This is a genomic window from Rubripirellula amarantea (assembly GCF_007859865.1).
Taxonomy (GTDB): Bacteria; Planctomycetota; Planctomycetia; order Pirellulales; family Pirellulaceae; genus Rubripirellula; species Rubripirellula amarantea.
Window position 1 is genome coordinate 3,153,292 of the sequence record NZ_SJPI01000001.1, and the last position, 25,721, is coordinate 3,179,012.

The window sequence follows — 25,721 nt, forward strand, 5'->3', positions numbered from 1 at the left end:
CTGTATTTCAGAGCCAGTATTTCAAAGCCACAGTCAGGGAATCTTTGCACCCGAGCCCAAGCCACCCAAGCCCTGATCGCCAAATCGTTAAAACCCGAACCAATCCGAGCGGAATCTGTCCTTGCTGTTCGTGAGGCCAGGCTTCTGCCCGTTGACCAGGGTCCTGGCCATGGATAAATTGACGTCTCACGCGGTGGCTGTAGCTCAGTTGGTTAGAGCGTCGGATTGTGATTCCGAATGTCGGGGGTTCAAATCCCCTCAGTCACCCTTTCAAAAGCACCGTCTTTTGCCGGCCAAAACGCGTTTTGATGTTACGGCCTGCGTTTTGATGCCTGGGCAAGCGATTTTTCGTTGCAGCTCGAATTCTTTCGCTACAGCCAGCGTTTCGTCACTGCAGCCCGCGTTTCTTCGCAACCGCTCAATGGCATTCGGCCCCGTCCATTTGATGCGGGCTCCATCACCCCGGCTGACCTTGCTCGCCGACGTGCTTTCTCCAGTATTCTTCCATGTTTCCATTCGCGAAGTAACGGACATGAGGTACCGGCCACTCGGCCTCGAAGTGATGGCGTGGAATCAACATCATCGGCGTGCGGCCACCAACTACCGTGCCGCGATGGATGCCAAAACCGGCCCGATAGCCAGCCACCTTCGTCTGCTGAAATGTTGTCGAGTCATAGTCACCAGGCTTGCCGTACGGATAGGCGATCGTAGTGCATGGTCGCCCGAGCTGCGTTTCGATTTCAGCTTTGGATCCCCGCAGTTCGTCATCAAGCGATTCAGGTTCGTTTGAAAGCGAGGCCAGACGCACGTGAGTTTTGGTATGCGATCCTACATCGAAACCGTTTGTGATCATCTGCCGCAGATCATCCCATGTGGCCATTTCTAATACGTCTCGGTATTCAGCGATCTCGAGGGAAAAGTGAGCGGCGTTGTCCCAGTCCGATCCGATCCAATGGGTAGGAGCGAACATGATCATAGAAACCTGTTCGTCGCACAAAATGGGAAGCGCGTTGCGTATGACGTTCCTGTACCCATCGTCAAACGATAGGTGAAAGTACCGACCATCAATTTTGTTGTTTCCTTCGGCCATCGCTAGGCAAGTTTCCGTGTCGATAAACTGCCCTCGGTGTTTGAGCATCTGAATCAATCGCAAGAACTCAGTGCGTTGATCATCAAAAACATGGTGACATGCGAGGCAACGAAGAAACGTGGACTCGTCTTTGGTGTCGAGCCAACTTTTGACACGCAATGTCATGTCACGCATGGTTCGGCGAAGCATGGCTCTTGCACCAAAACGGCGCACCACGGTGTCTCGCCAAGTGGTCGCATAGGCTTTGTGAGGATTGTTACTCATGAGTCGACATGCCCTGGTTCAGGGACATCTTTTCCCGCGATGGAAAATGCTAACGACTGCATGGCAGCTTTGGTTGCCGATTCCAATTGTTTGCCACGACGAATCGCTGCCTCCGAAGCGATTTGATGCGACACCGGATCCGACATCCATTGCCTGATCTGTTCCGAGGCGCGATCCGCGAATCGAACGTCGGGTGGAACGATCAACCCGGCCCCAGCGATAAGGCAGGGGATACAGGCACGGTCAACGGAAATCACTGGCACTCCATAGGCAAGAGATTCGTTCAGCACGATTCCCCAGGAATCAATTTTCGATGGGAATAGAAAGCCATCGATGTCTTGGAAGAACTTCACTTTGTCATCATCGTAAACGGCACCACGATACTCTATTCGACCCCCATGATTCGCGATCGCTTGATCGAGTAGCCGACGATCTGACGCGCCGTGACAGGGACCGGCAAGGACAAGTCGAACCGAGTCGTCGTTCTTAGCAACCATTTCAAACGTTTCGATGATCTCGAGAAGTCCTTTGTCAATTGAAAGATTGCTGAGATGGCCGACTATGAAACCCCGACGTTGCCCAGCCGCGTCGGGCAATTCGTTGCGTGATTGAACATCGGATGGAACATCGGATGGGGCAACGCAATCGACGACCATGGGAGGCACAATCAACGCATTCACGGTCGAACGGTAGGCAAGGTTGAAGTCGTCAACCATCCGCTGACATGCCATGACGTGCTGAGTGTTTCGAGGGGCGATATGCAACAGTAATCGCATTCTGCGATCGGGGACCTCGATATAGTTGACGACGTGATGGTGCAGGATGCAGCGAAATCCACGCGCTCGAGCCGCGGCCACGTGCAGCAGATTGTAGATCAGGCCCGCGCGAGAATTTACCACCATGTAGATAGATTCGTTTCCTCGACACTTCCAGCTCAAAATCACCAACGTCGCTTGAAAGCTGACCAGCATTTTTTTCAATCGCCATAATGGCCGGCTATCGCAGAACGAAGTTCCCAGATCATGTTCCCGAAGTGAACAACACGAACGCAATCGGGAAACGATTTGCTCGGTCGAATAGGTCATTCCCGTTCGTGGACCAGGCAACGCACCCACGAAGGAAGCAAAACGGCTCATCGCTTGCGGATCACTCGTCTCTATTTGACGCCCAGCGGTGCTCATGCCGTTCGCCTGCGATTTCGCGTCTCGAGTAAGCCATCGATATTCTTCCAAGCTGATGGCAACAATGAATCGACGCTGGGGGACCCGTGCGCAATCGCTTCGTCGATTAGCCGCTTCAAGTCGGTAGTTGTCATCAGCTCGGGATCGTACAGCGGAAAGCCCACTCGCTTTGCAAGCGACTTTACTTTGTTGCTCTTTGCGATTCCAACCACCGGTACCGAGTTGATCAACGCCAAGATCAATGGATGCATCCTAACACTGATCACACAGGCAGCGTTGGCGTACGTCGCGAGAACCTCGCGAGGAGCATCGCAGTTTTGCCAACGGATGGACGTGTCAGTGATGTCAGCTTGAAGTTGACAAAGCAATCCCGCATCAAAGTTCTCGCGAACGTCACTGGATACCACGATCAGAGATCGATCCGGAAACGAATCACGCAGGAAAGCGATCAACGTTCGATAGAATGATGCATCAGCGAACGAACGCAGTGGGCTTCGGTGCAATCCAATGACGATCGATGACTTGGACGAACAAGACAGTGCTTGATTCGGCTCAGCTAAGACCGCCGAAAAGACGACGTCGGCTGTTGATTTCAATCGCTTGGGCTGGCATCCGGCAGCGATCAGCATCGCGTGCGAAAAATCATCGCGACAGCCGATCCAGTCCGAACTGGCAACGATTCGTCGTGCCAGCCAACGAGAGCGAAAACGGGTTACCCCTTCCGTACCGATTCCAATCAACCTCGCACGCTGGCCTCGCAGTCTTCCCATCCAACACAATAGCAGCACAAAAAGCATGCCCTTGCTTGACCGATCGCCCGTCAGCATTTGGCCACCGCCGATAACAAGACGGTGTGTTTTCAGTAAGCGAAAGAGTAATCCGATACGATCGGCCTTGACCATCCGAACCCCACGACGCTGGTAATCTCGTGAGATTGTTTCGCTTATTCTCGTGCAAATTCCGGTCACGGACGCGGGGGCATATTCTTGTTCAAGCATGCTCCAAACACTATCGAGAATCGCTTCATCGCCTGAATTCCAGCCCCCAAAATAGCCGAAGACAAGAAACTGATTTGACTTTGCAGGTACTTCATCCATATCAGTCACGCTTTCCACACGCCATTCGCCCGCTCTCGAAGGCCGTCGAAGAGTTGAATAAGGAGGGTGATAGATTTTATTGCTTGGACTAGGCTCAGCTTAATCCAACGGACCCAAGAGTTTGCGTGGGATAGGACCGACTTCACGATAACTTTGCGAAAAACGGCGTCGACTTGAGAGTGCATCTGAGACTTCCTACGATTGAAAGTTATGTCAACGAACATCATCGACATCGAAACACTCATCATCGGCGCCGGCCCGGGCGGTTTAGCGACGGCGTATCAGCTCGCAAAGTCCGGTTGCAAGTCCCTCACGGTGGAACAGTCTGATCAACCCGGCGGGTTGATGCGGTCGTTTGTCCACGGTGAATTCACTCTCGACATTGGACGCAAGGAACTTCCGGGACGTTTGTCGGACGTCGATCAGCTTTGGAGCGAAGTGCTAGGCGCCGACCTTTGCAACTACGATCGGCGGCTTGGTGTCTTGTACCAGGGGAAGATTTACGAAACCGAACGTTCGCACGGTGGACTGACTTATGGCATGTCGCCACTGGAATTCTTAGGCGGTTTGACGCAGATGATCGGCGGGCGATTAAGCAGTCGCAATACGCCGGTCACTTACCAGGATCAGGTCTATCGGCGCATTGGCGAACGGTTTGCCAAAATTTTCTACCAAGGATACGACCAGAAGATCGGGGGTGTCCGTTGGGATCAACGACAGGCCGAAGTGGAAAGCACAACTAAGACGGCGACGACTAGTTGGCGACACATTTTGCGTCGAGCGTTTGCGGCAAAGTCCACTCCGATTCCTTGGCGCCATCCTGCGTACGGGTCGGGGCAGGTCTGCACTTCGCTGCATCAGCAAGCTGCTGATCGTGGCGCCGAATTTTGGTTTGATACGGCAGTCAGTAAGATCGGAACCGAGGGTGATCGTGTCACGGAAGTTCGCGTGATGCGAGGTGGTGATGAGTGCCAGCTTCGCCCCAAGACTGTGGTGTCGAGTTTGCCCATCGAGATTTTGGCTCGCCTGCTTGACCTGCCAGCACCCACTGCGAAGCCGTCAGTTGCCGAACGTCGCAGCACTATTTGTGTTTATCTGTTTTTCGACGAACCACCACGGTTTCCACATAGCTGGCTAAAGGTCACCTGTCCGAGGCTTAAAGCCGGACGCGTCACCAACTATTCCATCTTCAGCCGCAAGATGGTTCCCTCGGGAAAGACCTGCCTGTGTGTGGAGTTTTGTTGCTTGGGACAGGATCCGCTGTTGGATGAAAGCGATGAACGTTTGAAAGAACTAGCGCTCGCTGAGGTCGCCGGTGCCAATCTGGTTGATAAAGCTAGGTTCTCTGACCACCTTGTTCGGCGATTGCCGGGTGTCGATGGTGCAACGGACCTAAACGATTGGTGGAACCCAACCCGTCGTGAGATGCTTGATAGGTCACGGAAGTTCGCGAACCTGTACTGCATTTGCCAACCCGGTACGGACTACGCCTCGTGGTGCGGTTTAGAGGCAGCCAATGCAATCGTCCAGGGAAGTCGTTCATCGTTTGATCGCGACATGGACCCCGCGGCGTTATTTGGTTTGCCGGGCTGACGCAGAAGCAGCATTACGGCTTGTTGCTCTTTAGCGATCGATTGAACGATAAGCGGGCTAACAGCAGCTTGGCGAGTGCGACAGGCCGCGCGACTAAGATCGCCAGTTCGATAAGTCTCGGTCAAGTAACTCTTCGAGCAACGCGACTTCGGTTTCAAAAGCATTAATCAATTCGGTTCGAAAAGATCGCTCCAGTTCACTCTTGGGCTGCTTCTTCATCGACATTTGCTTTTTTGCACGGTCGGCGAATTGATAGAATGGTCCTTTAAGGGTCCGCTTGAGCGTCTGGGTCAGCGTTCTGGCTTGGTCACTTTGCAATAGACGTGTCAACCACTTTGCACGAGCCGCCATTGCCTCGTTGACCAACGGAAATTCCTTGCGACCGTCGTCCGGCAGGTCCAGGAACGAAAGGATGCGTCGATAAACATTGCCGGGTGACGTACGAAAGTCGTCGTGCAAGACAACAAGTAGTTGATTGCTGGGAACGATGTTCATGGCACGCTTGACTTGTTGTCCTAGATTGCCCACGGTCTTGTACTGAAGCATGACCGGGTTGAGGCACGCCTTTGGCACGTTGCTCGCTTGAGCACGCTCAGTTTGTCGAGCCCACGCTCGTTCGAAGTCGGGCTCGTCGTCCCAACCGCTGAAGCAATTGTGAGTGTGAAGCGAATGCACAAGGTCGACCGGATTGCGGAGCAGCACAATGATTCGAGCTGCGGCGTTGAACTGAAGAATGTTCTTCAACGCAATTTCTGACACGAGATAGTTGGTCGATCCTTCGCCCACCGCTAAGTAGGGTTCACCCGCGCCGGCGAACAGTTCGAGGTATTGATCGACGCTATTGATTCCGTAACTTTCACGGATCCCGGGCATATCGTCGCTCCAGAAGCAGGGCTCCTTGGGGTTGCAAAAGAAAACGTTTGGATGGTCGCGAAGATAGACGCTGATCGCAGTCGTACCACACTTAGGCGCCCCGACGAGGAAGAAATTGGGAGCAGGCATGGTCAAGCGGTGGAGGTAGACGCTGGGATACAGCTAGTAGTCTAGTCGATCATAGCGTTGGGTGATGCAGAGCCCGAGGCCAGGATCTATCGCCCCAGTTGGCAACCACCCCAAATTGCACGCAACCGCACGCTCCCACATTCGCTTTATCGCTATTCGAGTTTTACACACGCCTTATTAAAGCGTTGTCGACCATCGGCGACCTAGGCCATCGCGACATCGACGATATCGGCACTGTAACTCAGATGGCCAACTCAGTTAGTCAACTTCAGCAGCGTGTTCTCTAGGCTACCGCTACGCCGACTTCGCGAGTTCGAAGTCGCGTCCATGCCTTTCGAAGAGCGTTGGTCATCGGTTGTTCGACTCGGTTGGTGATGATGATCGCTAACGAGAACGAGAACACGACCGCGATGACGAAGCAGGCCAGTGGCGGAATCCCGGCTTGGTCAAATCGGTAGATCAATGCACTACCCAGGTTGTTGTGGCAAAGGTAAAGCGCGTAGGAAATCGTACTGACGTAAACCAGTGGCTTGAACCGCAGCACGGGAACCCTGCCGTACGCACAGGCTGTCACAAGCCCGATGATCGCAACGGTGGCCGCCGGATTGTGCTTTCCATGATCGATGCTGTGGAACACCGCGGCGGCGACTGTCATTGCCAATAGGTTTTGCCACTTCTTACCCACGCCTGTCTTGATCATGTACAGCATGAATCCGATCGCGAACAACGGAACAAAGTCCAACAACATCAAACGACGGATGGTGCTGGCCGCAATGAACCAACCCGCTTCCCCGTGACTGACCGCCAGCGCGTCAAGTGACGGGCATACGATTAGCGATGCGATCAGCAAACTGCCCCATCCAACGAAGTAGCGTCGTAACGCACCGAGGCGGAACATGATCACGAGCGTAGCGTAAAACATCATTTCAATTTGCAACGTCCACATCACCGGATCCACGCATTCGTAGCCGAATACTTTTGGAAGCAGTGTCATGTTGGCGGCGAACTGAGCCAGCGAGACTTGTTCGTTCATCGGAGCGAGCTTCAAGATGAACAGGTTTGCGATGATGACGAGCAAGAAAATTGGGATAATCCGAATCAAACGAGCGGCCACAAAGTCAACCGGTTTTCCGCGACGCAGAAGCGACATGCTATTGACGAAGCCGGACAGGATGAAAAACATCTCGACGCCGTACGCACCAAACGGCCACTTGAAACCCAGGTCCGACGAGTAGCCAAATTTCTCGGCGTAGACCCAGGTGAAATGGAAGAGCACCAAGTTGATCGCAGCGATTGCTCGCAAGGCGTCAAGTTCGACAATTCGCGTGTGCGGCTTGAGGACGGCGCTGTTGCTCATAAAGTTTGGTCGACCGGATAGAGAAAAGAGTGGTGGGAACGCAGCGTTGGCGTCTTTTCGAGCGGTCTATAGCACTTTAATTCTCAATCGTGGGGTCGGTCGTTCTACCACCTGGTTGGAACCGAAATCGCTCGATTGGGGCGTACGCTTTGACGATCACAACGAATTTTCGTTTGCCCAATCGTCGTCGCTCGGTTTCCAGGGGGTCGCCCCCCTTTCGTGAGAGCGACTTGGTATTCAGAATCACCCGTATTATCCACCCAAACTGCCTTCAACGATTCAGCCCAGGCACCACGATAGGCCACCACCTCGTCTGGGCGAACACCGGAAAATGCCCGTGAAATACGTCATCGTCATCCCCGACGGCTGTGCCGACGAGCCCATCGAAGCACTCGCGGGCAAGACTCCATTGCAGGCTGCAAAGCTGCCCGCCATGGACGCGCTGGCCGCCCAGGGCATGCTGGCGCTCGCCAACAACACGCCCGCTCATCTGCCCGCGGGTTCCGAAGTCGCCAATCTATGCCTGCTGGGCTACGATCCGGACATTTATTTCACCGGTCGGGCGCCCCTGGAAGCCGCCGCTCAAGGGATCACCCTCGGGCCGCATGACTGGGCTGTGCGTTGCAACTTGGTTACCGTTGAAAACCAAGTCATGACCGATTTTACGGCTGACCATATCAGCACCGAAGAGTCCACCGAATTACTGGACGCACTGAACGGTCTGCTCAAGCAAGATTGCCCGATCGAATCAAAGTTGGAATTTGTTCCCGGGGTCAGCTACCGGAACTTGCTGATCTATCGTGGTGACGAGAACACGCCCGCACCGTTTTCCAACGAAACGCGTTCCTCGGCCCCGCACGATCTGACTGACTTGCCGATCACCGACGACTTCCCTCGCGGTTTAGGTTCGAACGTGCTTGTCGATTTGATGAATCGGTCCGTCGAATTATTCGCCGGACACCGCGTCAATCAAAAGCGGATTGCCGACGGAAAGCGTCCCGCGACGAATGTTTGGCTGTGGGGACTTGGCGGTGCACCCGCATTGCCCACTTTCGAGCAGAACCACGGTGTCAAAGGTGTAATGATCACCGCGGTCGATTTGCTTCGTGGTATCGCTGCGTTGGTTGGTTGGCCGCGGATTGAAGTCGAAGGTGCGACTGGCTATCTCGACACCGACTATGCCGCGAAGGGACGCGCCGCCATCAGTGCGTTGGAAAACTACGATGTGGTGTGCGTTCACATCGAAGCACCCGACGAAGCATCGCACGAAGGTCGACACGAGGCGAAAATCGAAGCGCTCGAGCAAATCGACACCCACATCGTTGGCCCGTTGGTCGAAGCGTTAGCGAAGCACGGCGACTACCGCATCCTTGTGACGCCCGATCATCCGACATTCTGCAGTACCAAAAAACACACTCACGGAATGGTGCCATTGGTGATTGCGGGAACCGGCGTCGAAGCCGACTCACAAACCACCTACGACGAACTCGCTTGCGATTCCGCGGGTAAGAAGTTCGAAAAGGGCTGGGATCTAATGAACGCGTTCATCGTCAAAACCTAGCCAGCCGCTCCGCTGCATTCACCCTTCCATTTCCATCCTTCTCACTTCATCCTTTTTCTCATGTCGCTCATCGTCCAAAAGTTTGGTGGCACCAGTGTCGCTGACGTTGAAAAGATCAAAGCAGCCGCTCGCAAAGCCATCCGCGCCCAACATCAAGGCCATCGAGTCGTCATGGTCGTCAGTGCCATGGGCAAGAACACGGACGTTTTGCTTGAACTTGCGGGCGATATTGGCGACGACATGCCGGCACGCGAAATGGACATGCTGCTTTCGACGGGCGAGCAGGTTAGTGTCGCCTTGGTTGCGATGGCGATTCACTCGCTTGGCGCAAAGGCGATCAGTTTGACCGGTGGCCAGATCGGCATGAAAACCGACAACAGTTTCAGCAAAGCACGCATTCAATCTATTAGCACCGAGCGAATTGAACGATTGCTCGACGAGGGAAACATCGTCGTTGCCGCTGGATTCCAAGGGATCGACGATGATTTGAATATCACGACTCTTGGTCGTGGCGGTAGTGACACAACCGCCGTGGCATTGGCTGCGGTGCTTGGTGCTGACGCCTGCGAAATCTACACCGACGTCGACGGTGTCTATACCACCGACCCTCGGAAACTGCCTGAAGCGCGTCGCGTTGAAGTGGTCAGCTACGACGAGATGCTTGAACTTGCATCGCTCGGTGCGGGAGTCATGCATTCACGTAGTATCGAGTTCGCTAAAAAGTTTGGAGTGCCGATTCATGTCCGCAGCAGTTTCTCGGATACCGAAGGCACCATGATCGTTGCCGAGTCCGAATCAATAACTCAACCGGTCAGCGGCGCGGCCATGACAGCCGACGAAGCGCGAGTCACGGTGCTTGGTGTGCCGGACGTACCGGGCAAGAGCCAGCAAATTTTCTCGGCGATTGCCAAACGCAAGGTTGCGATTGACATGGTGGTGCAAAACATCGGTCAAAGCGGGCGCGCCGACATATCATTCACCGTTCCCAAGGGTGAACTTAAAGCTACGATCGCGGCCATTGATTCGGTGATCGACAAGGTGGGTGCGACCGGGCATACCCACGACGACCAAGTTTCAAAGGTTTCCGTTGTCGGTTCTAACATGGCTTTGCAAACCGGCGTGGCATCACGAATGTTCCGAGCCCTCTCGGATGCGGGCGTGAACATTCAAATGATTACCACCAGTGAAATTAAAATCTCGGCTTTGGTTGCCAAAGAACAATCGGCCGCGGCACTGCGAGCGGTTCACGAAGCGTTCCAACTCCACAAACGACCCTCCGATGCGAAGTCTTGGCACCAAATCAAAGCCGAGCGAGGAAAGGCGGACGTGGATACCCTGGTCAATCGTTTGCAAGCCGATGCACTCGAGGCGTTGACACTGACAGGCATTTCGCTGACCCAGGATCAAGCTCGGGTTACCTTGCACGGTGTTCCCGACAAGCCCGGTATTGCCGCAGACATGTTCGAAATGATCGGTTGCGCGGGGATCTTTGTCGACATGATCGTGCAGGGCTACGATGGCGAAGACGGGTTAACCAGTGTTAGCTTCACGGTGAAAGAGAAGGACTTGGACGCGAGTTTGAAAGTTGCGAACGAGATTCAATCGCGGCACGGGATGCGAGATGTGATCGGAGCCGACGGAATCGCAAAGATCACCGTCAGCGGCATCGGTCTTCGCAGTCACACTCACGTCGCAACGCTATTGTTTGACCGTTTGGCCCAAGATTCGATCAACGTCGAGATGATCAACACGAGCGAATTGCAAGTCAACGCGGTGATCGACGCGAAGAAAGCCGATCTTGCACTCAAGGGCCTTGAGAAGACGTTTGCAGATTCTCTTTTGTAGCTTGCCACCAATACCCGCATTTTGGTGCGGGTTTACCGCCCGATGTCGCGTCTTTAAGTGGGCACTTGTCACTTCGACATTTGCTTCTGTTTGATACCGGGGGGTAGCAAAATGACTGAAACTGAACATACGTCTCAGGCGGGCAGCAAAGATTCGGGGTACTCCATAGTGCCTTCGCCCGTGATTTCTGATGAGGATACGCCAGCCACCAAGCCGGCGAGTTCCGAGCCCACGCAAACGGATCCTCTTCCGTGGCTGATCAAGTGCCTGCAGCGAGCCAATCGCAATTCGGCGTCGTGATGATTCAATACAGGCCGATTTCAGCAGGCCGATTTTAAAATTGGCCTATCTCTTGGTGGCGGAATCTCGATCCAGCCGCTGAATTGGTGAAGTGATTTTCGGCCGGGCTAGTGCAAATCGCTTTTGCACTCAAATGGTCTCGATTCGAGCCTATTACTTCTATTGCAACGCAGCAAGGTTGACGCATGGACTGCGGATTCCGACCCAGACCGGATGTCTGGAGCGATGGCGATGTCAAATTCGCCGAAGATGGTTGCCGGGGGGATTGAGGGATCATCCGCCTCGGTTTCTGATACCTGAGTCAACGTATCGCCTCAGGAATCCTCATGGACGACAACTTTTCTCTTTTCGCTGCTGCTGAAGCCGACCACCTCGATCGTGCCGCGCCGCTTGCTGCCCGCATGCGACCGCGCAACCTCGGTGAGTACGTTGGCCAACAACATATTCTCGGTCCCGGAAAGCTGTTGCGCCGAATGATCGACGCGGGGAAGAACAACGGCGGCATCACCGGTAGCGTCCTGTTGTCCGGTCCGCCAGGCACGGGGAAGACAACGCTAGCGCATTTGATTGCGATTGAAACTGGTGGCAAACTGCGCACGCTGTCGGCGGTATCCTCGGGCGTGAAAGATGTCCGCGAAGTTCTTGCTTGGGCTCGTGATCTTGTTTCGGCGGGCGATCCACGTCCGCTATTGTTCATTGACGAAATTCATCGCTTCAGCAAATCACAACAAGACGCATTGTTGCCCGATGTCGAGGCGGGAATCGTTTCGCTCATTGGCGCAACCACCAGCAATCCATTCTTTGCCGTCAACGCTGCATTGCTCAGTCGTAGCCAACTGTTTCAGCTTGAATCACTCACGCCCGAGGACGTGAAATCATTGTTGCTTCGTTCGCTTAACGACAAAGAACGAGGGCTGGGCGATACCAAGGTCAAGGTCACCGACGAAGCCATCGACTTCTTGGCTGATGTATGCGAAGGCGATGCGCGTCGAGCGCTAACCGCACTCGAAATTGCGGTGCGAAGTTCTACATCACACGACGAAGGTGTCACCCGAGACGTGGCAGCCGAATCACTGGGCAGTCGATTGACGGGGTTCGATGGCAGCGGCGATGATCATTATGACTTGGCAAGTGCGTTGATCAAAAGCATTCGTGGCAGCGACGTTGATGCAGCGATCTACTGGCTCGCACGGGTGCTCGAAGGAGGCGAAGACCTACGGTTCATTTGCCGACGATTGGTGATTCTAGCCAGTGAGGATATTGGCAATGCTGATCCGCAAGCCCTAACGATTGCTGTATCAGCGATGCAAGCATGTGAATTCGTAGGCCTCCCGGAAGCTCAACTCACGCTTTCGCAAGCCGTCGCATATTTGTCGTTGGCACCTAAGAGCAACGCGGCAACGGTGGCCATTTCAATGGCCCGTAAAGATGTCCGCGAGCAGAAAACCATTCCGGTTCCCAAACACCTGAGAGATGGCCATTATCAGGGGGCCGCGGCACTGGGGCATGGCGAAGGTTATCACTATTCTCACGATGCCGAAGACGGTATCGGCCAGCAGCACTACGGCGTCGACGAGCGATACTACCGGCCGGTTGATCGCGGTTTCGAAGCCGAGCTGAAGAAACGACTCGACCAACGCCATCCTAAGACTTAAGAGCGTTTTTCACCAATCAGCCATCGGGCCCACGCCGCTTTGGATGGCGTAACGGTGCTGCGCGTCACAGAACGAATCGGTCATGCCAGCGATGTATTCGCCAATGACAAGTTCCAGCGGGTACTTATCAAGACGTGTGCGGAACCGTAGTGGCAAGCGGTTCGGTTCGTGCTTTAAGATTCGAAACAAAGTTTGCACTCGATCCGCTGCTGCTTCGCGAACGGGAATTAATCGTTCGTGTCGATAGACCGCATCGAACAAGAATGCTTCGAGCTGTTGTCGTTCGCGAGCGATGGTTTCGGAATGGTCCAGACGAATGCCGGCGTCACGGATTTCGTTTGCGGCAAAGCGATCGCAGGGACGAAGCCGTTCGATTGATTCTTGCAGCACATCGCTCACCTGAAGGTCGAGCAAGTCATGCACCAACAATTGACGCAATTGCGTGGTCGGCAAATGGCCCTCGGTCTCGCGAATCCGGTCGAGTGATCGTCGGATGATGGTCAATTCCGAAAGCTCGTCGATCGACAGCAGTCCCATTTGGATGGCATCATCAACGTCGTGCGCATCGTAGGCGATCGAATCCGCGAGGTCGACGATTTGAACTTCCAACAGCGGTGATCGTCCCACTGCGGCTTCCGCTTTGTGCGCCCGGGTGTCTTGGCCGCCGAGTGTTTCCTTTGAAAGATTCAGTCCGTTGAACTTTCGGTAGCGGTGTTCCAGTTCTTCGACGATGACAAGGGCGAAAGCATTGTGCGAAAAGCCTCCCACCCGTTGCATGCACTCACTGAGTGCATCTTCGCCGCAGTGTCCGTAAGGCGGATGCCCGATGTCGTGCATCAACGCCAAAGCTTCGGTCAAGTCTTCATTGAGCCGCAACGTCCGCGCGATGGTTCGGGCAATGGAGGTGACCTCGAGCGTGTGAGTCAATCGAGTGCGGTGATAGATCCCCATCTCACCCGTGAACACCTGCATCTTTCCCGACAAACGCCGAAACGCACTGGAATGCAGAATGCGATCTCGATCGCGAGCGAACGGACCGCGATAGGCGTGCTGGGGTTCTTGGAAATGACGGCCGACGCTATCCCTTGAATGCATGGCGTATGGTGCCAGAATCAAGTGCTCACGATCGGCGTAGCGACGCAGGTCGATGGCGGGATTTTCAAAAGTGGTAAAACGGTTCGCGCTCATGCTCGAAGTCTAGCGTCAATGCTACCAAAGACGCCAGATCATATTAGCGCAGCCGAAGCCCCAGGGAGCTTTCTTCGTCTGCGGACGACTCTCGACCTGGATCTGCTTGCATTGCGACTACAGGGCTTCACTTTCTGGGATTTCCGTCTTCGCATCGACGTCGCCATAACGTCGAAATAGATCGGATTGACCAACCACCGGATCCTGATTGACTTCCTCGGCGGTTTCGAGCCTCTGCAAACGTGCCGTCTTTCCACTCGGTTGCCACTCGTCGTCAGCCAGCACGGCATCCGTGATCACTTTGTCGACGATCTTTGGCTGCGGTTCGCGTTTCCACGAGCGGTAATTTGGGTTAGCAAGCCAAACGGAAATGTCAGCCATGCCAGCATCAATCACCAAGCTAGGACGATGGTCAGTTTCGGCTCTTGGGGAAGTCGGTTGAGATGGTTCCTCGGCCAACCGTAATTGGAAAACTCGGAAATGTAGTTCTAGCAACGATACTGCCGCTTCGTCATCGAGCATGTCGAGGTCATACTCGCGCCAAAACCGAACTCGTTCGTTACCACTCTCGGCTTCGCCTTCTCCTTCGTCATCGCCCTTATTCGCCAACGGTTGTTGATCAGCCTGAAGGTCCAACGGAAGCGAGTCTGGATTGTCTTCTTTCGCTGGCAAAGCGTCCGCCAAGTCCTTCGCATCATCGTCGTTGATACGGTCGTCGATATCGTCCTGGTTGCTACTTTGCCATTCCAATCGCGAAAGCATCCATTCGGTGGACTGGTCAGGATACCGCTGCAGTGATTCGTAGGACGGGTACTGCACGAAATCAATCGGCGTAACAACGGGTGGGCTATCGCTGTCGTCGGCAGGCGAATCGACCACCGGCTGATCTTCGGGCCCCGAATCAATGGTCAGATTCAATGATGGCAGCGTGACGTTCGAGTCTGGGATGGGAGTGTCACTGCCGAAAATCAAGAACGATTCACCGGTCTGGATTGGCGTGGGAGTGATTTCGGCATTTCCAGTCCCGATGACACGAAACGGCACCTTGGCCAGGATGAACTCGCCATCCTCGTTCAACTCCAATTCGGCGAGGGCTGATCCGGACAACGCACCAATGATCCCGCCAACGTTCTGTAGCAGACCAGCGGTGTCACTGCTTAGCGATGCCTTGCCCACGTACCGCTCGTCAAGAACGATCTGATCGACCAGTGGTTCAACCACGTCGGGATTGAAGCTGAGGTCAAACTTTGCTTGAAAGAGGCCGGTCGCTTCTTTGGAAATAAGTTGGATTGCGGTCTCGGACGAGAAATCCTTGATCCAGATATCAACCGTGAACTGTTCGCCCACCTTCGGAACCGAATCTCGGGTATCCAATCGCAAACGAACGACCTCCGTTTCGGCATCGACGGCAACGGGTTCGGTTGGTTTGGGTGCGGCGTTCTGGTTCTCTAGATTCGCCAAGATATCGCCGAAAGCCGCTTGGTCCTGAGGGTCCAACTGCGAAAGGAATTCCATGAACTTCGACAGATCAACGGAGCTATCACCCGCCAACGGCAATCGCACCTCTAAGCGTTCAAGCATAAGGGGACGCTTACGCGAACTCGCGTCGTTCTTCGTTGGTCGCAATGGTTTCATGGTTGTAAATGGCATTGTTTCTATTGCAATCGTTTGACGTCGGAAAGCGTTTGTTGCAAGAGTTCTTGGCACGTAAGCCGAAGCGGCATTGGGAAACGGTGCGAATCAAGCTTGAGTTGCTTTTGCAATTCAAGCGAACGGTTGTAGTAATCCATCGCCAGGGTTCTGTTCTGGCTAATCGCATGCGAGCGTCCGAGGTTGTGCTGCACGCCAGCGAGCGAGGCTCAGTAGTGATCAGCAGTCGGGTCGTGTTCGCAAAGCTGAACCAGTAATGTTTCCGCTTCGTTGAACTCGTCAACCGCTTCACGAAGGTTGTTTTGATGCAGCAGCAGACGCCCTAGATCATTGCGGCGGGTCGCCACTTCGGACAAGAAGGTGCGTTCATGATCAAAGCTTTCGCTGAGCGTCTGCATCATCGCAAGCGACTCGCGATAGTCGTTCGCGTCACGCTGCAAAGCCGCTCGGTTAGCAAACGCAGTGGCTAACATCCGAGTGGTTTCATCATCAGCCAATCCTTGCTGGGATGATCGTAATCGTTGCAGGAGTTTGATCGAGCGATCGCAGGTTTCGAGCGAACTTGCACTTTCTCGCTGGACGTAAGCTAACTGGCTCAGCAACATTGATTTCACGGCAATCGCATCCGGTGAATCAACGGAATCCTCGATGCTGATTAGCCCCGCCTCAATCAGTTCCACCGCCTTGGACTCTTCCCCGGCTTCGATCATCGCAACCGCAAAGTTGCCGTACGTTCGCCCCAGGTCCGTCCGTAGTCGATTGCCCGCATTCGCGTCCAGGTCGCCGGGGGCGTTGTCGCGTGGTTCGCCAAATGAAGCCGGTTGGGTAGATAGGCCATGCTGAAGGGCATCAATTGACTTCTCGTACAAGGTGACGGCTTCATTCATCATCCCAGATTCCGCTTTCAAGACAGCCAAGTTGTTCCAGGTTAACGCTTGAGTCCGTTTGCCGATAAAAGAGAGGCTCGATGGTTGAGCAAATAATTGGGCGGCAGTTTGGTAGGCGTGCATCGCATCGGAATCCGCACCGATCTCATCGATGATTTGGCCCGCTTTGAAATGGGTGATCGCGTTTTGCTCGGTGAACCTGTCATCGCCCTCAATTCGCTTGGCGTGATCCTGGTAGTACAGCAGCGTTTGTTTCAGCAATTCGCGGCGTACGGATTCCGCACCTTCGACATCGCGGAGTTTTTCCGCTGCAAGCAATCCAAAACGATCAAGGATATCTTCCGTGTGTCGCAAATGAGTCTGCGAGCCTGCGAGTGCTTCACGCGTCCGTTGGTTGGCAATGGCAAGACTCGCCATCACAGCCCATGAGATGGCTGTCACTAAAAGTAAGGCGACTGCGATGGCGACACTGGCGCGCCGATGGCGGACGATCCACTTCGTTCCTCTGATCGCAAGGGATGGAGGGACGGCCTGGATCGGTTCGCCTTGTTCAAACCGGCGTAGATCATCGGCGAAATCACTCGCTGTTTGATATCGCTCGTCGGCATCGCGAGCCGTTGCCTTGGCGACAATCGTATCAAGGTCACGAGGGATCGACGCTTCAAGTGCTCGGACGTGAAAGCGATCGGTGCGGTCGCGAATCGCTTGCACTTCACCAACCGTTTGTCCCGAAATCGCTCGACTGCCGGTCAGCAATTCGAATAGCGTTAGTCCGAGCGAGTAGACGTCGGTTCTTGCGTCGACGGGGTCTCCCGCCGCTTGTTGCGGACTCATGTAAGCCATGGTGCCAACGCGGTCGCCGGTTTGCGTGAGCGACACGGCATCGTCAGACATCATTCTTGCAAGCCCGAAGTCTGTGACCCACAAGTGATTCTGAGAATCCACTAGCAAGTTCGATGGTTTCAAGTCACGGTGGACCACGCCGTACGAATGAGCATCCGCGATCGCCTCGGCGGCTGAGATAATCCAACGAACCGATGGTTGCCAGTTCATGCCATCGTGAACGCTACACGCCCTTTGGTCGAGCGATGATCCGTCGATTAGTTTCATGCTTAAAAAGCAAGGCGAACCGTTCACCGGGTCACCACCCACGGCATAGATCGGGACGATGTGAGGATGGTCCAACCTCGCTGCCGCCTGAGCTTCGATCATGAATCTTGCATGAGCTTTCGTGCTTGGATCGAAGGCCGCTGGAAAGACTTTCAATGCAACTCGCCGGCCAAGCGATGTTTCCGTTGCCTCGTACACCACACCGGAACCACCTTGGCCGAGTCGTCGGTGGATTTGGTAACCGGCAATCGAAGGGGTGACCGAGGTCTCGCCATTCGCCAAGAAGGACAGGGCATCAATCTGGCTGGTGCCATCTCGAATTTCATCGGCAAGTTCCGGGTGGTCCTCGCAAACGCGATCAATCCATCGCTGGCGATCAAACGTCGTGTCAGATTCCAACGCCTCGAGGTATTGTTCCAGCAATCCGAGCAGACTCATGTTGTCGTCGGGATCCGCTTCCAGTTCCGGATTGCCCAGGGTGGAAACAAACGCATCACGATCGGTCTCGCTTCGGTCAGTCTTGACGTAGCCGTTGTCGCGAAAGACGCGGTCGTCAAAGGCGTGATCGCTAAGCTTGTGGCCACTAAGGTCGTTGTCGTTAAGGTCGTTGTCATTCACGACTGCGTCTCCTTAAGGACTTGCTTCATCTTTTGAATTGCGCGTAACCACACCATCCTGATCGCTCCGCTTGATCGGTCCATTCGCTCGGCAATGTCCTCGAACGATAGGCCATCAAAATGACGCATCACGATCACTTGCTGGTAGTCGACCGGCAGTTCGCCGATTGCGTCGGCGACCAAGATCGCGTGTTCTTGCTGCGAAACGATTGACCCGGGCGATTTTTGCAAATGATCACGAGCGATCGTTTCAAGGCCCATGCTCGATCGACTCAGGTTGGCCTGGATCGTATCGATGGAAACCTCGCGTCGAACATCACGTCGGGCTGCGTGCAAATGTTTCTCGTGCGCGTCCGCAATTCGGCTCACCAAAATCGAGCGGATCCAAGCGACAAATTCACCGGTCGAAGCTCCCCGGAATTGTTCGAACGCTTCGAACGCGTGAAGGAACGTTTCTTGAATCACGTCTGAAACCGTGACGCGAGTCTTTACCTTCGAGGACAACCCACTGTGGGCGAGCAACCGCAGGTAGTGTTGGTAACAGGCAAACAGATCCTCAATCGCAGAGGCATTGCCCTCACGAGCGAGTTGTAATAGCCCGGAACGATGATCGTAGCTAGAAGGAGACATGGCTGGCAAAACGAGAACGAGGACAGTTCACGAGTATTGTAGCCAAGCTTGATGTGAAGCGAGCGATCTCGTTGACGAAACTAGCGAGGACCGAATGAAAAGAAATGTGTCACGTCGAAAATGGTCAAAAGTTTTCAAATCAAAGGATTCGCGAATATTGACGACGGACGCAGGATTTCTTTCGCTTCATTCTGATTCCTTGCGAACGAGTTCCATGCCAACTCGATGAGCCGGAGATTGCGGTATCCGTTGCGCGATGGTCTTAGCCTTCGCGGCGCGGGCGTGTGGTTCTTCGAGTCTTTGGCCCGCATTGCTGCGACGTTTTTTCTCAGCGTCGAAATGTTTTCACGCTTTCTGTGCTATCGCCGTGACAACTACCTCAGGCTTCTGTCTATCAACATAGGCACCTCTATCCCTGAATCATTCCTTGACACGAGTTCTGCTTTTCTTATGCGACCTTCCCTACCTCAACGCAAATCACGCACCTCCCGCCGTCCTCGAGTTGAACGTCTCAATGACCGTGCTTTACTCGCTGTTTTGGGTGTTGCCCCTGGCCCCGAAGACAACGCTGCTGCGTTGTTTGCAGAAGCCGTCGCGACCGCAAACACGACTGCGGAACCTGACACGATCGAGTTGGCTGCGGGGACCTATGATCTAGCGTCGTTGGAAAAGAGTGTTCTCGAAATCAGTTCGGACATCTCCATCGTTGGCATCTCGCCTTCGCAGACACAGATCATCGGCGCTCCCGACGGTACTACCTTTCTTGTGAATGAAACAGGATCGCTTGAACTATCGCGTCTGACAATCTACGCGTTACCAAGCGTTGCGGGCGGCGCGATTTGGGCCAAGGGCGATGCCAGTTTGGACCAGGTGGCCGTCATCGGTTTGGTCGACGATGGGGAGGCAGGGAACTATGAGTTCCAAGCCACTTCACTGATTCGCGGTGGAAATCTCCAGATCTCCAATTCGGCGATCGTCGACAGCGCCGGTTCGGCCATCATATTGGGCTTGGGTGACGATGGGGCTGGGGCCACCTCAATCGTCGGAACAACGATATCCGGTGCGGCCGCACACGCGGTTCAAGGACTCTCGACGTCCGTTGTGATATCGGACTCGGTCGTCTTTGATAACGGCCAAGGCGTATCCACCTTTGGTAGAGGACTGGAAGTTCAGATTTCTGGGTCCACGATCACGCGAAATCAGAACCCGCTCAACCTTTCTTCAATCAATTCGTTTGGGGCTTTGCGGGGGACGCCGGGAGTCACGGTATTGAGTTTCGATTCCGACCCAGCGATTGATATTTCCGCGGATAACGTCATCGTCGGTAATCAGGCAGATGCATCGAATCGCGAAATCGCTAACGGTTACGACCAAGACAATTGGTTGGTGGCGATCGGTGAGCAGTCACAAGCCGATGCCAATGTCGCGGGAGTATCCGCGGTCACTAAAATCGTCGATGACCGGCGCATTTTGACCAGCGCTCGAAGCCTCGAAGGCATCAACGTTCGTCTGTCGAGTGTCAACGGAGAATCCCTGGTTGCGGCAACCGGCCGAGGTTCGTCGGGAGTGTTTTGGGATCCAACTGAGGGAAAGCTATTCGTTGATTCCATTCCTCGAACTATCGACGACCTTGTCAACTTCAGTGACACGCTAGCGACCATTGATGGCGGCCAAGTCATTGGTGGCGGATCTAAATCTCGGTTCTTTGCTAACAGCTTTGGCTACCGAGTCGCAGATACCAATTTGACCGCTGCGGAACGAAATACGTGGAACTTCTTCACGCCAAATGAGTTCACTTCGCAAGCTGGCGCAACAATCACACCTAGAATTCATGCTGATGGGGTGTTGGACTTCGATTACACACCGCCCGCTGACTTTGAGGGTACCGATACGATCACTGTTCGTGGTGTGACTGCGCTAGGCCAGGAAGCCGAGGGTACCATCACCGTCGACGTGGCACTAAAGACTGGCATCACGATGAATGTCGCAGCATCGGAACTTGATGAGGTGATCGAAGTCGCGATCTCAACCAGCGGACTCGGTAACGTCACTGCGTTTGATTTCAGCGTCGGGTTCGATCCGCAGGTCGTCAAGCTGAACAGCGCTGACTTCGGTCGCGAGTTCCCGTTCTTAGCCGAAGCGAACGAATTGAACAGTTCCGTCCGAGTGAAAGCGCTCGGTGGGTTCAACCGAGGCAGCGATCTGGTGACGCTGACATTCGAACGGATTGGTGAAGGATCGGCAGGGATCGAACTGCTAGCGACACGCGATGTTGCCTTCATGGGACAACAACTCACCGAGTCAAGTTTCTCGGCTTCGGTCAAAGGCCAGTCCGTGGGGCTCTTGGGTTTCGATCAAGCCTACTATTACCTCAGCCAGGATGACGTCAATCGCGACGGAGCCGTTTCGGCTCGCGATTCACTTAACGTGGTGAACCGACTTGCGACAACGAACTCCGAGGGCGAGGCTGATTCGAACGAGGCGGTCTACCAACGCGATTACGACACCAACGGTGATGGCAAGGTGTCGGCAAGTGATGCACTTCGGATCATCAATCGACTTGCCCGTGCGGGTATGGTCGAAGGCGAGTCCCTGGGGACGCACCCCATTTTTGGTGACTCGGCTACCGAGTTCATTGATACGTCCAAGCCGATCCCGGGATTCGTGGGACGTCCGGGATTGCCGGTCGATGACGGAACGCCACTAGGTTCCGTCGACGTCACCGCCCCGACTGCCGATGACCAGCAAATGGCCGAACTGGTCGTGATGAATGCCAACGGCGTTAGTCTTCAGCGATCGCTGGACAGCATCGACGACCAAGACTTGTTCGTCATTGAAGGATCGGGGGCGTCCATCGGTTTTGGTTTAATGTCAAGCAACGCCGACACCAGTGGCGACACCGAAACCGATTTGACGTTGGTGTTCTTCCGTGAAGACGGCAGCGTGATGGAAGCCTACCCGAACACAAATTCACAACGCGTGATCGGTGGAGCGATCGATACGACTTTGGGCGAACGAATCTATGTTCGCGTCGGAACTACCAGCGCGGACACGGTTGATTACCAACTCGACTTTCTGGAACTTGCGACGGGTAGCAGTTGAACTTCGCGGGCTTAAAGATTCGCCAGTTCGCCGGTGCTGTCACCAAAACTGTCCATCTCGATGCCGTTCCGATGCAGCATCGACAAGTACAAATTGCACAACGGGACTTCGTCACCGGGCAGGATATGCTGCCCCGGATTCAGTGTCCCGCCGCCGCGACCAGCCAACAGGATTGGTAAATCATCGGGGTCGTGCTTGTTGCCGTCCGAGAAGCTCGAGCCAAACAGGATCATGCTGTTGTCCAGCAACGATCCATCGCCCTCGCGAATCGACTTCATCTTGCCCAGCATGCGAGCGAACTGTTCCACATGCCATTGGTTGATCTTTTGGTATTGAGCGATCTTGCTCTCTTTGTTCTCGTGATGCGACAGTTCATGGTGCCCACCTCGCACTCCATCAAGGAATGAAAAGTTTCGACCGGAAACATCATTGGCGAACATGAACGTGCATACTCGCGTTGAGTCAGTTTGAAACGCCAGCACGATCAAGTCCAACATGATGTCGATATGCTCGGTGAACTCATCGGGCATTCCCGGTTTGAGTCCCGCGATCTCACGCTCACTAATGCTGGGTTGCCAGGATCGACGGTCCGGACGCGATGCGAACTCAATCCGTCGTTCAACCGCGCGAACCGCATCGAGGTATTCATCCATTTTGAATTGGTCATCCCGACCCAACTTACCTCGCACCCGTTTCGCATCGTCGAGGACGTAGTCCAGCAAGTTGCGATAGGATTCGGCCTTTTCGGTGTTGTCGCTAACCTGATTGCCGAACAATCGCTCGTAGACGACGCGAGGATTGATCTCTTTGGCGATCGGGCGCGTCGCCGTTTGCCAAGATATGTGGGAACCGTACAAGCGTGTGTAACCGACGTTGCTATCGATGCCGCTGATCACGGGCTCGGTTCCCAATTCCAACGATGGGAGCGGAGTATGTTTTCCCACTTGAGCCGCGATCAATTGGTCCACCGAAACACCACCGCTGCTGATGTCTTTGCCGGTGGTTTTGTTGACCGGCATGCCCGTCAAGAAATTGGCCGTCTTAGCGTAATGCCCATCGCCTTGGTGGCTATTCTTCTTGTCCAACGACGAGATCACGGTGACTTCATCGCGATGATCGGCCAGCGGAGTAAGAGACTTCGGTAAGTCGAAATCGCGTCCAGTCTTTTCGGGTGTCCAGTCTTTTTGCCACACACCGTTGGGGAAATACAGGAACGCGGTGCGAACCGGCGGTGTTGCGTCACCGGAACTTGGTGAATCTTGCCCGTGACCGAGTGAGCTCATCCAAGGCAAGCCTAACAATGCACCGCTGCCGTGAAGGAACCGTCGACGATTGAACATGGGATTGCCTGTGGGGTGGAAATGGTTCATCAAGGAGCCTCTTCATCTGCGTCATCAGCATCGTCGTTGTCGGACGACTGATCCTGATTCGATTCGGCGGCTTTGAAATAGCGATGTTGGAACGGATAGCTGGTCGCGATCGTTTCCATCAAAATAGAACTGCGATGCTCGTTGGCAGCCAAGCCCTTCAAGCAATCATTAATCACGCATTGGTCAAACTCGTTGAGTTCGCGACCGAGCGCAAACCCTAGCAACTTCTTGACAAAATGTTCTTCGAACTCGCTCGACCGACGCAAAATGACTTGTTTAAGTTCCTCTGGACCCTGGAAGGTTTCGCCGGAAGGAAGTTTTCCCGACGAATCAATTTCGAGCGACCCATCGCGCTCTCGCCAACGGCCTAGTCCATCAAAGTTTTCGAGTCCAAAGCCCAACGGGTCCATGCGATTGTGACAGGAAGCACATTCCGGGTTCTTGCGGTGCAATTCCAGTCGCTCACGCAACGTCATTTCTTTTTCGCCATGGGTTTCTTCCAGAGCCGGGACATTCGCCGGCGGTGGTGGAACTCTGCCGCCAAGTAACTCTTCCAGCACCCAGCGACCTCGCAGAACCGGACTGGTGCGACGTGGGTACGACGCGGACATCAACACCGCGCCCAACGAGATCACTCCGCCACGACGGCGATCACGCGTTTGAATCTCTGTCCATTCGTCATCGTCGGTTCGAGCGACTGGATCCATGTCGATATCGTAGTGTGAAGCCAACGTTTCGTTGATTTCCATCGAACCGCCATCAATCAATTCCAAGATCGAGCGGTCTTTGCGAAACACATTCCAAACCACTCGCACGGCCTCTTCGCGTAAGTCGGCAGCCAGTGCTTCGTTGTACTCGGGGTAGACTTCTGGATCAGGCCGAACACTCGTTAGAAATGTGCTGAGTCCTAACCATTGCAGGCCGAAGCTTTCGCCTAGTGCACGCGAACGTGGGTCGGCCAACATCCGGCGTGTTTGTTCGATGATTTGTTCCTTCGTATCCAACCTTCCTTCGTCGGCTGCTCGCAACAGTTCTTCATCCGGAACGGACGACCATAGGAATAAGGCCAATCGAGTAGCCAGTTGATGCTGGGTTAATCGTTGCACTCCCCCCTCGGGAGTTTCCGTTTCGACCACGAACAAGAAGTGCGGCGAAACCAGGATCGCCTTCAACGCTTCCCCCGTAGCCACCTCAAAACTGGTTCCCCGCGATTGAGCGGCGTCAAAGAGCGTCAGTAGTCGATCGACTTCGCCAAATTCCACCGTTCGTCGCCAAGCACGATGAGCGAACGCTTCAATGATTCGCGATGCGTCTTCACGATCGGCTTGAGTGACGTCTTCGACATCAGCAAACAATTGTTGGTGAGCTTGTCGAGCCAAGTGTTTACGCGATTGGTCGTTGTGGTTTTGGTTTTGCATGTTCTGGCTTGTTGCCAAAACTTCGTCGATCAAACCCGCGGCGACACTTAGGTATCGTTCGATGTGAATTGCAGACGTGAACAAGGCGTCTCCGGCGGTATCAAACCCTTCGCCCCCGGCACCATCGGACGGAATTTGAGAAGGATCCTTTACCGGCAATCCGACCAGTTCCGCCACCGCATTGGTGTACTCGGTGCGAGTCAATCGTCGGCTCATCACATAACCTTGGTACCACGACTTGGTTTCATCGGTTGCCAAGCTCGAGCACAAATCGCGTCGAGGTCTTGCGTCGAGCCATTGATGCAGCAGCGCCTTTTCGTTGTCGGTCATCTCTGGACTGCCCTCGGGCGGCATCTCGTTGAGCCGAACTCGCTTGCCGACTTCTTTCCAAGCACGCGATCGTTTTGAAACACGCTTGCCGCTGGAATAACGATCGAGATTGAAGTGGCTTTCTGCGTCTTCGCCCACGTGACAGTCGGCACAACGATCTTGAAGGATCGGCAAGACTTGTTCGTCGTAGGTTGCTTCCCACGCCTTCGTCGCAGCTTCAAACTTCGCCGCCTCGTCGTTCGGATCAGCCGCCATCGAGACGTTCAACGATGCGAAGAGCGTCGCAAAAATTCCAGCCAACATCGCATGAAACGAAGCAGCTCGAATCGTTGGAAATAAACCACATCCATCCGGAACTGGTGAACCAGTTTGCGGCGACGTATGGCTACGAACGTTGGGCCCAAGCAGCATCGGTGGCCTAATCCAGAAAGTGGAAGGAGGGGGGGAGGGATGTCTATTTTAGACCGCAATTTC

General features: G+C 54.4%; 18 protein-coding genes and 1 tRNA gene. 7 read left to right on the forward strand and 12 right to left on the reverse strand.

Annotation, left to right across the window (positions count from 1 at the left end; all coding sequences use genetic code 11):
* Nucleotides 1–193 precede the first annotated feature (193 nt).
* Nucleotides 194–267: transfer RNA gene (locus tag Pla22_RS11585), tRNA-His, on the forward strand.
* 190 nt (nt 268–457) lie between these two features.
* Here Pla22_RS11585 and Pla22_RS11590 read toward each other — a convergent pair.
* From Pla22_RS11590 to Pla22_RS11600, 3 genes are read right to left on the reverse strand one after another with little or no spacing between them, the layout of a single operon-like run.
* Nucleotides 458–1,354: a polysaccharide deacetylase family protein gene (locus Pla22_RS11590; RefSeq protein ID WP_146514753.1), complete on the reverse strand. Its 897-nt coding sequence runs from the start codon at nt 1,352–1,354 to the stop codon at nt 458–460.
* Nucleotides 1,351–2,535: a glycosyltransferase family 4 protein gene (locus tag Pla22_RS11595; protein WP_146514754.1), complete on the reverse strand. Its 1,185-nt coding sequence runs from the start codon at nt 2,533–2,535 to the stop codon at nt 1,351–1,353. The genes Pla22_RS11590 and Pla22_RS11595 overlap by 4 nt, the downstream gene beginning before the upstream one ends.
* Complete coding sequence (locus tag Pla22_RS11600) at nt 2,532–3,632, reverse strand: polysaccharide pyruvyl transferase family protein (RefSeq protein ID WP_146514755.1); 1,101 nt, start codon at nt 3,630–3,632, stop codon at nt 2,532–2,534. Before Pla22_RS11600 ends, Pla22_RS11595 begins: the two co-directional genes overlap by 4 nt.
* A gap of 210 nt (nt 3,633–3,842) precedes the next feature.
* Between Pla22_RS11600 and Pla22_RS11605 the strand changes: the two genes are divergently transcribed.
* The gene (locus Pla22_RS11605) at nt 3,843–5,225 is read left to right on the forward strand and encodes an FAD-dependent oxidoreductase (protein ID WP_146514756.1); all 1,383 of its coding nucleotides are present in this window, start codon (nt 3,843–3,845) and stop codon (nt 5,223–5,225) included.
* A gap of 93 nt (nt 5,226–5,318) precedes the next feature.
* On the opposite strand, the gene Pla22_RS11610 is transcribed toward Pla22_RS11605, so the two are convergent.
* Nucleotides 5,319–6,227: a sulfotransferase family protein gene (locus Pla22_RS11610; RefSeq protein WP_146514757.1), complete on the reverse strand. Its 909-nt coding sequence runs from the start codon at nt 6,225–6,227 to the stop codon at nt 5,319–5,321.
* 283 nt (nt 6,228–6,510) lie between these two features.
* Entirely contained in the window at nt 6,511–7,584 is a 1,074-nt protein-coding gene (locus tag Pla22_RS11615; protein ID WP_146514758.1) for an acyltransferase family protein, read from the reverse strand.
* A 337-nt stretch (nt 7,585–7,921) separates the two neighbouring features.
* Here Pla22_RS11615 and Pla22_RS11620 point away from each other — a divergent pair, with 337 nt between their 5' ends.
* The 4 genes from Pla22_RS11620 to Pla22_RS11635 all read left to right on the forward strand — a co-directional run bounded on the left by Pla22_RS11620 (nt 7,922) and on the right by Pla22_RS11635 (nt 12,945).
* Entirely contained in the window at nt 7,922–9,145 is a 1,224-nt protein-coding gene (locus Pla22_RS11620; protein ID WP_146514759.1) for a cofactor-independent phosphoglycerate mutase, read from the forward strand.
* 60 nt (nt 9,146–9,205) lie between these two features.
* On the forward strand, nt 9,206–10,990 hold the full coding sequence (locus Pla22_RS11625; RefSeq protein ID WP_146514760.1) for an aspartate kinase: 1,785 nt from the start codon (nt 9,206–9,208) through the stop codon (nt 10,988–10,990).
* A gap of 111 nt (nt 10,991–11,101) precedes the next feature.
* Nucleotides 11,102–11,290: a hypothetical protein gene (locus Pla22_RS11630; RefSeq protein WP_146514761.1), complete on the forward strand. Its 189-nt coding sequence runs from the start codon at nt 11,102–11,104 to the stop codon at nt 11,288–11,290.
* A gap of 326 nt (nt 11,291–11,616) precedes the next feature.
* On the forward strand, nt 11,617–12,945 hold the full coding sequence (locus Pla22_RS11635) for a replication-associated recombination protein A (protein WP_146514762.1): 1,329 nt from the start codon (nt 11,617–11,619) through the stop codon (nt 12,943–12,945).
* Between the two features lie 9 nt (nt 12,946–12,954).
* Here the strand turns inward: Pla22_RS11635 and dgt are convergent, their stop codons facing one another.
* The 5 genes from dgt to Pla22_RS11655 all read right to left on the reverse strand — a co-directional run bounded on the left by dgt (nt 12,955) and on the right by Pla22_RS11655 (nt 19,027).
* The gene (gene dgt, locus Pla22_RS11640) at nt 12,955–14,133 is read right to left on the reverse strand and encodes a dGTP triphosphohydrolase (protein ID WP_146514763.1); all 1,179 of its coding nucleotides are present in this window, start codon (nt 14,131–14,133) and stop codon (nt 12,955–12,957) included.
* Between the two features lie 117 nt (nt 14,134–14,250).
* Nucleotides 14,251–15,714 carry a hypothetical protein gene (locus Pla22_RS11645; RefSeq protein WP_146514764.1) on the reverse strand — a complete coding sequence of 488 codons (1,464 nt, stop codon included), beginning with the start codon at nt 15,712–15,714 and terminating at the stop codon, nt 14,251–14,253.
* 74 nt (nt 15,715–15,788) lie between these two features.
* A complete protein-coding gene (locus tag Pla22_RS25840; RefSeq protein WP_261343137.1) occupies nt 15,789–15,923 on the reverse strand; it encodes a hypothetical protein in 135 nt (44 codons plus the stop codon).
* 69 nt (nt 15,924–15,992) lie between these two features.
* A complete protein-coding gene (locus tag Pla22_RS11650; RefSeq protein WP_146514765.1) occupies nt 15,993–18,398 on the reverse strand; it encodes a serine/threonine protein kinase in 2,406 nt (801 codons plus the stop codon).
* Nucleotides 18,395–19,027 (reverse strand): sigma-70 family RNA polymerase sigma factor, encoded by a 633-nt coding sequence (locus Pla22_RS11655; protein ID WP_146514766.1) that lies wholly within the window; start codon nt 19,025–19,027, stop codon nt 18,395–18,397. The genes Pla22_RS11650 and Pla22_RS11655 overlap by 4 nt, the downstream gene beginning before the upstream one ends.
* Before the next feature lie 450 nt (nt 19,028–19,477).
* Between Pla22_RS11655 and Pla22_RS11660 the strand changes: the two genes are divergently transcribed.
* Nucleotides 19,478–22,129 (forward strand): dockerin type I domain-containing protein, encoded by a 2,652-nt coding sequence (locus Pla22_RS11660; protein WP_165440608.1) that lies wholly within the window; start codon nt 19,478–19,480, stop codon nt 22,127–22,129.
* Nucleotides 22,130–22,140: 11 nt separating this feature from the next.
* On the opposite strand, the gene Pla22_RS11665 is transcribed toward Pla22_RS11660, so the two are convergent.
* On the reverse strand, nt 22,141–23,499 hold the full coding sequence (locus tag Pla22_RS11665) for a DUF1552 domain-containing protein (RefSeq protein WP_242631950.1): 1,359 nt from the start codon (nt 23,497–23,499) through the stop codon (nt 22,141–22,143).
* Complete coding sequence (locus Pla22_RS11670) at nt 23,499–25,658, reverse strand: DUF1592 domain-containing protein (RefSeq protein ID WP_242631951.1); 2,160 nt, start codon at nt 25,656–25,658, stop codon at nt 23,499–23,501. The genes Pla22_RS11665 and Pla22_RS11670 overlap by 1 nt, the downstream gene beginning before the upstream one ends.
* Nucleotides 25,659–25,721: the final 63 nt, after the last annotated feature.